Origin of the sequence: Bradyrhizobium sp. LA6.8 (assembly GCF_040547935.1) — a bacterium.
Taxonomy (GTDB): domain Bacteria; phylum Pseudomonadota; class Alphaproteobacteria; order Rhizobiales; family Xanthobacteraceae; genus Bradyrhizobium; species Bradyrhizobium barranii.
The window spans coordinates 289684-302160 of record NZ_JBEPQQ010000002.1 but is presented as its reverse complement, the minus strand read 5'-3'; the positions used below and the strand labels follow the sequence as shown (position 1 = coordinate 302160).

The 12477-nt window shown below is 65.9% G+C and carries 7 protein-coding genes; 6 read left to right on the top strand and 1 reads right to left on the bottom strand.

The window, feature by feature from the left end:
* Positions 1-41 precede the first annotated feature (41 nt).
* The 4 genes from ABIA90_RS08530 to ABIA90_RS08515 all read left to right on the top strand — a co-directional run bounded on the left by ABIA90_RS08530 (position 42) and on the right by ABIA90_RS08515 (position 6623).
* Positions 42-1565: a caspase family protein gene (locus tag ABIA90_RS08530; RefSeq protein ID WP_354113739.1), complete on the top strand. Its 1524-nt coding sequence runs from the start codon at positions 42-44 to the stop codon at positions 1563-1565.
* A gap of 145 nt (positions 1566-1710) precedes the next feature.
* Positions 1711-2382 (top strand): OmpA family protein, encoded by a 672-nt coding sequence (locus ABIA90_RS08525; protein ID WP_354118532.1) that lies wholly within the window; start codon positions 1711-1713, stop codon positions 2380-2382.
* A gap of 177 nt (positions 2383-2559) precedes the next feature.
* Positions 2560-3489: an efflux RND transporter periplasmic adaptor subunit gene (locus ABIA90_RS08520; RefSeq protein ID WP_071908567.1), complete on the top strand. Its 930-nt coding sequence runs from the start codon at positions 2560-2562 to the stop codon at positions 3487-3489.
* Complete coding sequence (locus ABIA90_RS08515; RefSeq protein WP_208084007.1) at positions 3489-6623, top strand: efflux RND transporter permease subunit; 3135 nt, start codon at positions 3489-3491, stop codon at positions 6621-6623. The genes ABIA90_RS08520 and ABIA90_RS08515 overlap by 1 nt, the downstream gene beginning before the upstream one ends.
* A 141-nt stretch (positions 6624-6764) precedes the next feature.
* On the opposite strand, the gene ABIA90_RS08510 is transcribed toward ABIA90_RS08515, so the two are convergent.
* Positions 6765-7439, bottom strand: coding sequence for a Crp/Fnr family transcriptional regulator (locus tag ABIA90_RS08510; protein WP_028149299.1), 675 nt, complete (start codon positions 7437-7439; stop codon positions 6765-6767).
* Positions 7440-7686: 247 nt separating this feature from the next.
* On the opposite strand from ABIA90_RS08510, the gene ABIA90_RS08505 reads away from it, so the two are divergent.
* A complete protein-coding gene (locus ABIA90_RS08505) occupies positions 7687-9717 on the top strand; it encodes an AsmA family protein (protein WP_354118531.1) in 2031 nt (676 codons plus the stop codon).
* Positions 9718-9964: 247 nt separating this feature from the next.
* Positions 9965-12412, top strand: a complete 2448-nt coding sequence (locus tag ABIA90_RS08500; protein ID WP_354118530.1) for an adenylate/guanylate cyclase domain-containing protein — start codon at positions 9965-9967, stop codon at positions 12410-12412.
* Positions 12413-12477: the final 65 nt, after the last annotated feature.

Sequence of the window (12477 nt, the reverse complement as noted above, 5' to 3'; positions counted from 1 at the left end):
CAAGCTGGTAACGGCGCCTTTTTGGCTGGACCGCGCTGATTATGAAAATTCGCTTCCTTTTTCTTCTGCCCTTGCTCGTTTCGCTCGTCCCGGTTGCGCCATCCCTGGCCGCCGGCGACCGTTATGCGTTGGTCATCGGCAACGCCAAATATCCGGACGCGGACGCCCCGCTGAAGGAACCGCTCAACGACGCGCGCGACGTCGCCGACGAGCTCAAGCGCGACGGCTTTTCCGTTGAAATCGGCGAGAACCTGACCGGCGACGGCATGCGCCGCGCCTTCGACAAGCTCTATGGCAAGATCAAGCCGGGCTCGGTGGCGCTGATCTTCTTCAGCGGTTTCGGCATCCAGTCGGCGCGCCAGAGCTACATGCTGCCGATCGACGCGCAGATCTGGACCGAATCCGACGTGCGCCGCGACGGTTTCAGCCTGGAGACCGTGCTCGGCGAGCTCAATACCCGCGGCGCGGGCGTCAAGATCGCGCTGGTCGACGCCTCCAGGCGCAATCCCTTCGAGCGCCGGTTCCGCAGCTTCTCGGCCGGCCTGACGCCGGTCATCGCGCCGAATGGCACGCTGGTGATGTACTCGGCGGCACTTGCCTCGGTGGTTTCGGACGCGGGCGGCGATCACAGCCTGTTCGTCCAGGAGCTCCTGAAGGAGATCCGCGTCCCCGACCTGATGGCCGAGGAGACGCTGAACCGCACCAAGATGGGCGTCACCCGCGCCTCGCGCGGCGAGCAGGTGCCGTGGATTTCCTCGTCGCTCGCCGAGGATTTTTCGTTCATTCCAGGCGCCGGCGGATCGCGTCCGTCGATGACGGCACCGCCGCCATCGCCGCCGCCGGTCGTCGCCAACAATCCGCCGCCGGCTCCGCCCGCACCGCCTCCGCCGCCGAAGCCGGCGGACACGGCAGCGGCACCTGCTCCAGCACCTGCTCCTGCACCGGCGCCGGCGCCCTCACCGAAACCGCAGGTCGAGGCCGCCTTGCCGCCGGCGCCACCGCCGGTGAAACCAGCCGAGACCACCCCCGCACCGAGCATGGATAGCGGGCCGAGCGCGGCCGCGCTGGCGGAGGATCCGACCATCAAGGGCCTGACGGCCAAGATCGCCGCCAATCCTGATGACGTGAACGCGCTGTACCGGCGCGGTCAGGTCTATGCCAGCAAGGGCGCCTACAATTTGGCCATCAAGGATTTCGACGAGACGCTTCGGATCAACGCGAAGGACGTCGAGGCGCTGAACAACCGCTGCTGGACCCGCACCGTGGTCGGCGACCTCCAGGGCGCGCTGAAGGATTGCAACGAGGCGCTGCGGCTGCGGCCGAATTTCGTCGATGCGCTGGACAGCCGGGGGCTCGTCAATCTGAAATCGGGAGCGGTCAAGAACGCCATCGCCGATTTCGACGCAGCCCTGAAGATCAACCCGCGCCTGACCTCCTCGCTCTTTGGCCGCGGGATTGCCAAGCAGCGCAACGGCTCGGCGCAGGAAGGCGCGCTCGACATCGCCAATGCCAAGGCGATGGACCCGAACATTGTTCAGGAGTTCGCAAGCTACGGAGTACGCTAGTATTTTTTTGAGTTGAGGCGACAGACGCCTCGAACCCTCGGCGGCCCAGGGAAGACTAACGGACGGATGCCGCAGGCGGCCTTTCCCGGGGGGCCATTGCAGGAATTTTGGAACCGCGCGGTCAGCTGCGCAGGAGGGACTGGCAATGAGATTGGCTGCAAAGGGATTTAGCGCGATCCTGTCCATCATCACGGTCGGCGTCGCTCTGTCGCTGACGACCCCGCTCGCATTCGCGGGCGACGACGGCAACAGCAAGAACGTCACCGAGGACGAGATCGTCCGCGCACTGGCGCCGCCGCCGAAGAAGCCGTTGACCCGCGGCCTCTCGATCGCCCCGCAGGCCGATCCCGCACCCAGTGCGGCGGAAACCAAGCTGATCCAGTCCGTGCGCGGCCGCTCGACGCGCTCACTTTCGTCGACCGAGCGCGAAGAAATCGCCTCAGTGGCCAAGGACAAGCCGAACATCGATCTTGAAATCACGTTCGACTACAACTCGGCCAATATCAGCGCCAAGTCGCTCGCCTCGGTACAGGCGCTCGGTCGCGCGCTGACCAGCCCCGACCTGAAGGGCTCGACCTTCGTGGTTGCCGGCCACACCGACGCCGCCGGCGGCGAGGGCTATAATCAGGACCTGTCGGAGCGCCGCGCGGATTCGATCAAGCGCTACCTCGTCGACAAGTACGGCATCTCTGCGACCGATCTCGTCACCGTCGGATACGGCAAGAGCAAGCTGAAGGACCCGGCCCAGCCGATGGCGGAGGTCAATCGTCGCGTCCAGGTCGTCAACATGGAAAACAAGACCACCGCATCGAAGTGAGAGCACGACGTAATCCTTTGAAGTGCCAAATCCTTTGAAGTGCCAAGTCGTGATGTGGTGTAAAGTCTTGCTTCAAAAGCGCGTCCCGCAGCCTTGCGGGACGCCGCTTTATTTCAGGGAAACGCTCTCAGCAGGCCTCGTGCGGATGGCCGTGAGCCAGGCCAGGACAATCCGGCGATGAACGCCTCCGAATATCTCAAGCCTGCCGGAACCGTGGTGTTCGTCGTTGCGCTCGGCGTCGGCTATTATCTGTTCGAGCATCGGCATCGCCCCGAGGCGAAGGAAACGCCGAGCGAGGCGCTCGTCATCGTGACGAAGTCGACCAACGCCTGCTTCTCCGACCTCGTGCGGGTGACCGGCTTCTTCGTGCCGCGCCGCGAGGCCGTGGTCGTCGCTGACCAGGAAGGCTCCAGGGTCACCGACCTCTTCGTCACCGAAGGCGCCATGGTCACCGACAATCAGGAGCTGGCGCGCCTGACGGCGCCGCCGCAGATCCCCGGCCAGCCGCAAAGACCCGGCCCGCAAGGCCCGATCTCGCTGAAGGCGCCCGCGCCAGGCCTCGTCACCGAAGTGCGCACCATCGTCGGTGCGCCCGCCTCGCCGCAGGCCGGCCCGATGTTCCGCATCGCCGTCAACAACGAGATCGAGCTCGACGCCCAGGTCCCGGCGGTGCACATGCCCAAGCTCAATCCCGGCGCGACCGTGCGCATCAGCCGCGATGACGCGCCCGATTTGATCGGCCGGGTCCGGCTGGTCGCGCCCGAAATCGACCGCACCACGCAGCTCGGCCGCGTCCGCATCAGCGTCACCAACAATCCTTCGCTCAAGGTCGGCGTGTTTGCCCGCGCCTCGATCGACGCCAAGCGAAGCTGCGGCGTCTCGATCCCCAAGACCGCGATCGACCATCTCACCATTCAGGTCGTCAAAAACAATATTGTCGAGACGCGCAAGGTACGGGTCGGGCTGTCGTCCGACAGCGCGACGGAAATCCTGGAAGGCCTCGAGGTCGGCGAAATCGTCGTGGCCGACGCCGGGTCTTCGCTCCATGACGGCGACCAGATAAAGACCATGTTCGCCGATGAACTCGATCGCACGCGGGTACGCTGATGGCTCTCAATATCTCGGCTTGGTCGATCCGCAATCCGCTGCCGTCGGTCGTCTTCTCGATCATCCTCCTGGTCCTCGGCTGGGTGTCCTTCACCAAGCTCGCGGTGACGCGGCTGCCCTCGGCCGACATTCCCGTGATCTCGGTCGTGGTGTCACAATTCGGCGCCGCGCCCGCAGAGCTCGAATCCCAGGTCACCAAGACGGTTGAAGATGCCGTCTCCGGCGTCGAGGGGGTCAGGCACATCACCTCCTCGATCACCGACGGCGTGTCGGTGACCACCATCCAGTTCGCGCTGGAAACCAACACCGACCGCGCGCTCAACGACGTCAAGGACGCGGTGACGCGGGTGCGATCGAACCTGCCGCAGAACGTCACCGAACCGCTGATCCAGCGCGTCGACGTGATCGGCCTGCCGATCGTCACCTATGCCGCGATCTCGCCCGGCAAGACGCCGGAGCAGCTCTCCTATTTCGTCGACGACGTGGTCAAGCGCGCGCTGCAGGGCGTGCGCGGCGTCGCCCAGGTCGAGCGCATCGGCGGTGTCGAGCGCGAGATCCTGGTCTCGCTCGACCCGGACCGGATGCAGGCAATGGGGCTGACCGCGGTCAATGTCAGCCAGAGCCTGCGCGGCACCAATGTCGACGTCGCCGGCGGCCGCGCCGAGATCGGCAAGAACGACCAGGCGATCCGCACGCTCGCCGGCGCCAAGACGCTGGGCGATCTCGCCGGCACCATGATCCCGCTGTTCGGCGGCGGCGAGGTCCGGCTCGACGATCTCGGCACCGTCACCGACACCATCGCGGACCGCCGCACCTTCGCCCGCTTCAACGGCGAGCCGGTGGTCGCGCTCGGCATCAAGCGATCCAAGGGCGCCAGCGATGTGAAGGTGGCCGAGGCCGTGCAGAAGCGCATCGACGCGCTGAAGGCCGCCTATCCCGACGTCGACCTGAAGGTGATCGACACCTCGGTCGAATATACCAACGGCAATTACCACGCGGCGATCTCGACCCTGTTCGAAGGCGCCATCCTTGCCGTCATCATCGTACTCCTGTTCCTGCGGGACCTGCGCGCCACCATCATTGCCGCGATCTCGCTCCCGCTGTCGATCTTCCCGGCGTTCTGGGCGATGGACCTTCTCGGCTTCTCGCTGAACCTCGTCAGCTTCCTCGCCATCACGCTGTCGACAGGTATTCTCGTCGACGACGCCATCGTCGAGATCGAGAACATCGTCCGGCACATGAACATGGGCAAGTCGCCCTATCGTGCCGCACTTGAAGCCGCAGACGAGATCGGCCTTGCGGTGATCGCGATCTCGCTGACCATCATTGCGATCTTCGCGCCAGCGAGCTTCATGTCGGGCATCGCCGGACAGTTCTTCAAGCAGTTCGGCATCACCGTCTCGGTGCAAGTGTTCTTCTCGCTGCTCGCGGCGCGCTTCGTCACGCCGGTGCTGGCCGCCTACTTCCTCAAGCACCATGCGCACGAAGAGCCGCCGCCCGGCCGCGTGCTGCGGGCCTATCACAGGATCGTGGCCTGGTCGGTGAAGCACCATTTCATCACCGTGCTGATCGGCTTCGGCGTCTTCGCTGCCTCGATCTGGAGCATCACGCTGCTGCCGCAGGGCTTCCTGCCGGCGCAGGACAGCGCGCGCTCGCTGCTGGCGCTCGAGCTGCCGCCGGGCACCCAGCTTGCCTACACCGAGAAAGTCACCGAGGACATCGTCGCACGCCTGCGCAAGCGGCCGGAGGTGAAGAGCATCTTCGTCGATGGCGGGCGCGTCCCGCCAGGCACCCAGGAAGTCCGGCGCGCCTCTTTGATCATCAACTACACGCCCAAGGACAGCCGCGACATCACCCAGCGCGAGCTCGAATTCTCGATCAGCCAGGAGCTGGAGAACGTTCCCGACATCCGCTTCTGGTTCCTCGACGAGAACGGCCTGCGCGCCATCTCGCTGGTCGTGACCGGCGTCGACGCCAACATCGTCAACAACGTCGCCAGCGAGCTCGCGACGCAGATGAAGCGGATTCCGACGATCTCCAACGTGATCTCGGAAACCACGCTCGAGCGGCCCGAGCTGCGCATCGAGCCGCGCGCAGATCTCGCCGCGCGCCTCGGCGTCTCCACGGAAAGCCTGTCGCAGACCATCCGCGTCGCCACCATCGGCGATGTCGGGCCCGCGCTCGCCAAGTTCGACGTCGGCGACCGCCTGGTGCCGATCCGCGTCCAGCTCGAGGACGCCGCGCGCGGTAATCTGAGGACGCTCGAACAGCTGCGCGTGCCGCTCGGCGAGCGCGGCGAGAAGGGCGGCGTGCCGCTCTCGGTCATCGCCGACGTCAAGCTCGACCAGGGTCCGACCAGCATCAACCGCTACGATCGTGAGCGGCAGGCAACCGTCGCCGCCGACCTCGTCGGCTCCGCCGCCCTCGGCGACGCGACCAAGAAGATCTACGACCTGCCGGTGATGAAGAGCCGGCCGAAGGGCGTGAAGGTCTCGCCCTCCGGCGACGCCGAAAGCCTGAACGAGCTGTCCGACGGCTTCGCCACTGCGATCACCGCGGGCCTGATGATGGTCTACGCCGTGCTGGTGCTGCTGTTCGGCACCTTCCTGCAGCCGATCACCATCCTGTTCTCGCTGCCGCTCTCGATCGGCGGCGCCATCGCCGCACTGCTCATCACCGGCAAGCAGCTCACCACGCCGGTCTGGATCGGCATCCTGATGCTGATGGGTATCGTCACCAAGAACGCGATCATGCTGGTGGAATTCGCCATCGAGGCGATCCGCGCCGGCAAGCCGCGCGAGGAAGCGATGATCGACGCCGGCATGAAGCGCGCGCGCCCGATCGTGATGACCACGATCGCGATGGCCGCGGGCATGACGCCGAGCGCGCTCGCGGTCGGCGCCGGCGGCGAGTTCCGCTCGCCGATGGCGCTCGCGGTGATCGGCGGCCTGATCTTCTCGACCATCCTGTCGCTGGTATTCGTGCCCGCGATGTTCATGGTGATGGACGATCTCGGCGCCTTGATCTGGCGATTCGCCAAGCGGCTGATCGTGCACAGTGAGGATGCCGAGACCGCCGATCATCACGGCGCGGCGCCGGATAAAAAAGGCATGGTGCACCCCGCGGCGGAGTAGCCGTGATACGGACGTCGACAGCTCAAGCTGGTTCAGCGAGCGGCGTCAGCGAACCCGACGTCGCAGGAGATCGTCTCCGCTACGAAGCGTTCAGGCGCACCGGTCGCGCCGTCCGAACGACGAAGCGGTTTAGCCGATCCCCTACTCGTTCCGCGCGATGGCCGTCAGCTTGGTCATGTTCCGCAGCAGGATGCGGCCGCGCTGGAGATCGAGGATCGCCTCCTTGCGCCAGGCCTGAAGCTGGCGGTTGACGCTCTCGCGGGCCGCGCCGACGAAGATGCCGAGCTGCTCCTGCGAGATGTGGACCTCCGAGCCGAAATCGGCGGCGAGCGCGCAGAGCCGCCGCGCCAGGCGAACCGGCAGCGGTTGCAGCATGGATTCTTCCATGCGCTCGCTCTGCCAGCGGATGCGCTGGCACAGCAGCGCGATGATTTTGATTGCGACCTTCGGCTCGCGTTCGAGGAAGCTGAGAAAATCTTCGCGCCGCAGCACGAACAGTTCACTGGCTTCGCCTGCGGTCGCATCCGCAGTGCGGCTCTGGCCGTCCAGCACCGCGACCTCGCCGAACAGGTCGCCGGGCCCCATGAAGTTCAGGGTCAGACGGCTGCCGTCGGAGACGCCGGTCTCGATACGGACCTGGCCCCGGCGCACGCCGAACAGCGCGTCGCCCGCATCGCCCTTCTGGAACAGCACCTCGCCATTCCCCAGATGCTGGGTGTGGCAGAGATTCGACAGCCGCTGGAGCTCGTCTGCGCCGAGATCGGCGAACATCGCGTTCATCTTCAGGATGACCGCAAATTCGGCCTGCTTGCTCATTTCAATGTCCTTGTGAATTTCCTTAGCCAGTTTCCCTGGCAAATCGCTTGGAACCATCAAATCAGGATCGCGTAATACCGCGCCGGCGAAGTGTGTCATAAGTCACATAACTTTGCAGCACCCCCTGACTATTTTTACGTGCTTGGAGCCGCTTCCCGTCCGGGGATAAACTCAGGCGCAAAGGGCGGATGCATGGGACGGTCATCTGCGGGATTCGACGCCGATTGTCCGTCGTTGGAAAGTCGACATGAGAGCAGTGAAATTCGCCGGCGCGGCGATAGCCGCCGTCATCATCGTGATCGGGCTTCTCCTCGTGGTCGGGATTCCCTCGGGATTCCTGACCACGACGATTGCCTCGCGGGTCGAGAGCGCGACCGGCTATCGCCTGTCCATCGACGGCACCACGAAGATCAGCCTGTGGCCGACGCTGAACGTCACGCTCAACGAGCTCACGCTTCAGGACCCGAAGGACCGCAGCGGCATCACGCGCCTGACGGTCGACAGCGTGCAGGCCGACATGTCGCTCTCGAGCGTATGGTCGGGCAGCCCGAAGATCAGCGAACTCGTCGTCACCCATCCCGTGCTCCACCAGCCGCTGCTGCGTGAGCGACTGCCGAATGCCGGCACCGCGTCGAAGCCGCTGGCGCTCGACATCGGTGGCGCGACCATCGACCGCGTCAAGGTCATCGACGGTGAAGTCGCATTCGCGCGCGTGCGCGACCGTGTCGAGGGCCGCATCAGCGCCATCAACGCCGACGCCGTCGTTGGCCGCGACCGCAAGGTCGACATCGCCGGCACCGCGCGCGTCGGCGATCACCCGACCAAGTTCGACATCAAGGCGTCGACGCCGGCGCCTCCGGCCGACCGGCCGACCATTCCGGTGGATTTCGCCATCGACATGCCTGATGTGCTGAAGTCCCAGCTCACCGGTCATGCCGAGATGCGGCTGAGCGGCGATGTCGTGATGATCAACGGCGTGAACGGCAGGCTCGGCGACGGCGCCTTCAACGGCTGGGCCTCGGTCGATATTGCGAGCAAGCCTCTGGTCAAGGTCGATCTCGACTTCCAGCGGCTCGCGATTCCGGTGGCGAAATCGCCGGAGGGCACGTCGGGACAGCCCTGGAGCAATGCACCGATCGACGTGTCCGGGCTCAATTATGTCGACGCACAGATCAGAATCTCCGCGAACGAGGCCGTGATCGGCGATGCGCGCCTGGCGCCGCTGGCGCTCGATGCGAAGCTCGCCGGCGGCGTGCTGAAGGCCGGCACCGCCAATCTCGGCGCCTATGACGGCCAGGTCTCGGGTGAGGTGATCCTGGATGCCACAAGCGGCGCACCGAGCTTTGCCATGCATTCCGATCTCGTCGGCGTGCGCGCGCTGCCGCTGCTCCAGGGCCTTGCCGAATTCGACCGGATCGACGGCAAGCTGCAGGCCAAGCTCGCGCTGCGCAGCGCCGGCACCAGCCAGCGCGCGCTGATGGCGAACATGCAGGGCACGGCCTTCGTCAATTTCCAGGACGGCGCCATCCGCGGCATCAACATCGCGCAGATGATCCGCTCGCTGACATCGGGCACGCTGTCCGGCTGGCAGGACAGTGAGGCCCAGAGCACGGATCTGTCGCAGCTCTCGGCGTCCTTCCGCATCGACAAGGGTCAGGCGGTGACGACCGATCTCAATCTGATCGGACCGCTGGTGCGCGTGACCGGCGCCGGCACCATCGCCCTCGACACCAAGATGATGGGTTTTCGCGTCGAGCCGAAGCTCGTGATGACCACCGAAGGCCAGGGCCGCGCGTCGGAGCCGGTCGGCTTCGGCATTCCCGTGATGATCCAGGGCAGCTGGTCGCAGCCGCGGATCTACCCAGACATGGCCGGCATGCTGGACAATCCGGACGCCGCCTATGCCAAGCTGCGCGAGATGGGCAAGGGCCTGTTCGGCCCTGATGGCGCAGGGCTCGGCAATCTCCTGGGCAGCCTCGGGTTGGGCGGCGCCGCAGCGCCGGGCGGCGGCAACGCGGCCGGCAATGCCAATCCGCAAACCCAGCAGCCGGGACAGAACAACCCGCTCGGCGAGGCGATCGGCAATTTGATCCAGCAAGGGCTCTCCAGCGGTGCGGGGACCAGCACTGGCACCGGCCGCAGCCGCGGCCTGCCGGCGACACCGTCCACCCCCGCTCCACAGGCCTCTCCCGCGCCCCCGGCCCAGGACGACCCGGCGGTGGTGCAGCAGGACAGCCAGCCGATGAACGACGTGCTGCGACAGCTCTTTAATCGATGATTGGCCGACCAACGCACTGGACTCCACGCCAATCCCTACATCGGCCTCCCCGTCCGCCGCTTCATCCGAAGGGATGAGGCCGCGACAATTCATGACCCTTCCGGCCTAGCCCGGCGTCGACAGCGGGTAACCACGCTGGCCGGTCGACCGGTCGCAGGACCGTCTCCTGGCCCGAATTGTGGTAGAAGGGCGCCTGGACCGGTACGGCCCGTAGCGCCGGCGTCGATGACGGCGCGAGAGGATCTGGATGGCGGGAGCGAAAGACAAGACACGGTTTCTGCGCGAGGGCCTGTTCGCCAAATACGTCGTCTCCCTCGTCGGCCTCGTCGTGTTTGTCCTCGCCGTCAACGGCGCGATGGAGACCTGGATCTCCTATCGCGCCACCAAGACCCAGCTGACCGACGGGCTCGACGACAAGGCGCAAGGAGCCGCCCGGCGGATCGAGCAGTCGATCTCCGAGCTCGAGCGCCAGATCAGCTGGGTGACGCGGGCAAGCCAGGACACGCTCGAGAAGCGCCGCGCCGACTACGCATCGCTCCTGCACCAGGTCTCGGTCGTCAATCAGCTGTTCCAACTCAACGGCGAGGGACGCGAGGTGCTGCGCGTCTCGCGCCAGTCGACCACGACCGGCGGCAATGCCGACCTCTCCCGCGACATGCGCTTCACCGACACGGTTGCCCGCGGCGTCAGCTACGCGCCGGCCTGGTTCTCCGACCGGACGCCGATGATGTCGATCTCGGTGGCGCATTCCGGCTTCAATGCCGGCGTCACCGTGGCCGAAATCGACCTCAGCTTCCTCTCCGACTTCCTGTCCGACGCCCAGGTCGGCAAGGCCGCGTTCGCCTATGTGGTCGATCCGCGCGGCCGCGTGCTGGCGACGTCGTCGAAAGGGCCCGATGTCGGCAAGGACCTGTCGAAGCTGCCGCAGGTGGCGGCGGCGATTGCGCCCGGCCGCGAGCCCGACACCTCGGGCACCGACTTCAACGGCCATGCGGTGATGAGCGCCGCCAGCACCGTGCCGAAGCTTGGCTGGAACGTGATGTTCGAGCAGCCGACGACGCAGGCGTTGATGCCGATCCGCGACCAGCTCGTGCGCATCGCGCTGTTGATCGGCATGGGCCTGATGGTCGCGATCCTCGCCGGCACGCTGCTCGCCCGCCGCATGATCATCCCGATCACGGCGCTGCGCGACGGCGCGCACAAGCTCGGCGAAGGCGATTTCAGCCACCGCATCGACGTCCATACCTCCGACGAGCTGGAAGACCTCGCCGGCCAGTTCAACCGCATGGCCGGCCAGCTCCAGGAAACCTATTCGGACCTGGAGACCAAGGTCGAGGAGCGCACCCGCGATCTCGCGCAGTCGATCAACGAGCTCAAGGCGCTGGAAGAGGTCGGCCGTGCGGTCGCCTCCTCGCTCGATCTCAACGCCGTGCTGCCGACCATCGCGGCGCGCGCGATCGAGATCACCCATGCCGATGCGGTGCTGATCTACGGCTTCGATGCCGAGACGCGCCGCTTCAACCTGATCGAATCCAACGGCATCGACAAATCGGCCGAGGGCGCGCATGTCACGATCCAGCAAGGTGCGAACATCCTGAGCGATGCCGCCGAGAGCGGCGAACCGATCGCGATTGCCGATCTCGACCGGGCCTCCGAGCAGCCGCTGCGCGACGTCGCGATCGATGCCGGCTTCCACTCGGTGCTGGTGGTGCCGCTGGTGGACCAGCAGGGCACGCTCGGCTCGCTGGTGGTGCTGCGCCGGGCCGGCGGCGAGTTCGCCGGAAGCCTCACCGGCCTGATGCGCACCTTTGCCAACCAGGCCGTGCTGGCGATGCGCAACGCGCGGCTGTTCACCGAGGTCGATCACAAGGGCCGCGAGCTCGCCGCGGCACATAACACCGTGCAGCAGCAGGCGGCCAAGCTCCAGGAGCAGACCGAGCAGCTTCGCAACTGGAACCGCTCACTGGAAGAGCGCGTCGAGAAGCAGCTCGGCGAGATCAGCCGCATCAAGCGGCTCGAACGCTTTCTCGCGCCGCAGGTCGCCCAGCTCATCGCTTCGTCGGATGGTCATGACTCGCTTCTCGACAGCCATCGCCGCGAGGTCACCGTGCTGTTCTGCGATTTGCGCGGCTTCACCGCCTTCACCGAGGCGACCGAGCCGGAAGAGGCGATGAACGTGCTGCGCGAATATCACGCAGCGCTCGGCAAGCTGATCTTCAAATACGAGGGCACGCTCGACAAATATGCCGGCGACGGCGTGATGATCCTGTTCAACGCGCCGATCCAGTTCGAGGACCACACGCGGCGCGCGGTGCAGATGGCGGTGGAGATGCGCGACACGATCGGCCCGCTGACCGAAAAGTGGCGCAACCGCGGGCACACGCTCGGCTTCGGCATCGGCATCGCGCTCGGCTATGCCACGCTCGGCCAGGTCGGCTTCGAGCAGCGGCTGGAATACGCCGCGATCGGCAGCGTCACCAACCTCGCCTCGCGTCTCTGCGACGAAGCCAAGGCCAACCAGATCGTGGTCAGCCGCCGCGTCTACGGCATCGTCGAGCCCTGGGTCGAAGCCCGCGCGCTCGACGACCTCGTGCTCAAGGGGTTCAATCACCCGGTGCTGGCGATGGAGATTTTGTCCTGGCGCGAAGAAGTGGAGAACGTGGTGGATGCCGCGGCGGCGCGCCGGCGAGGGTAGCCAACAACAAAAACGCGAAAACAACCCCATGCACAGTAGACGGGGGCTGTCGGATCAATGACTTA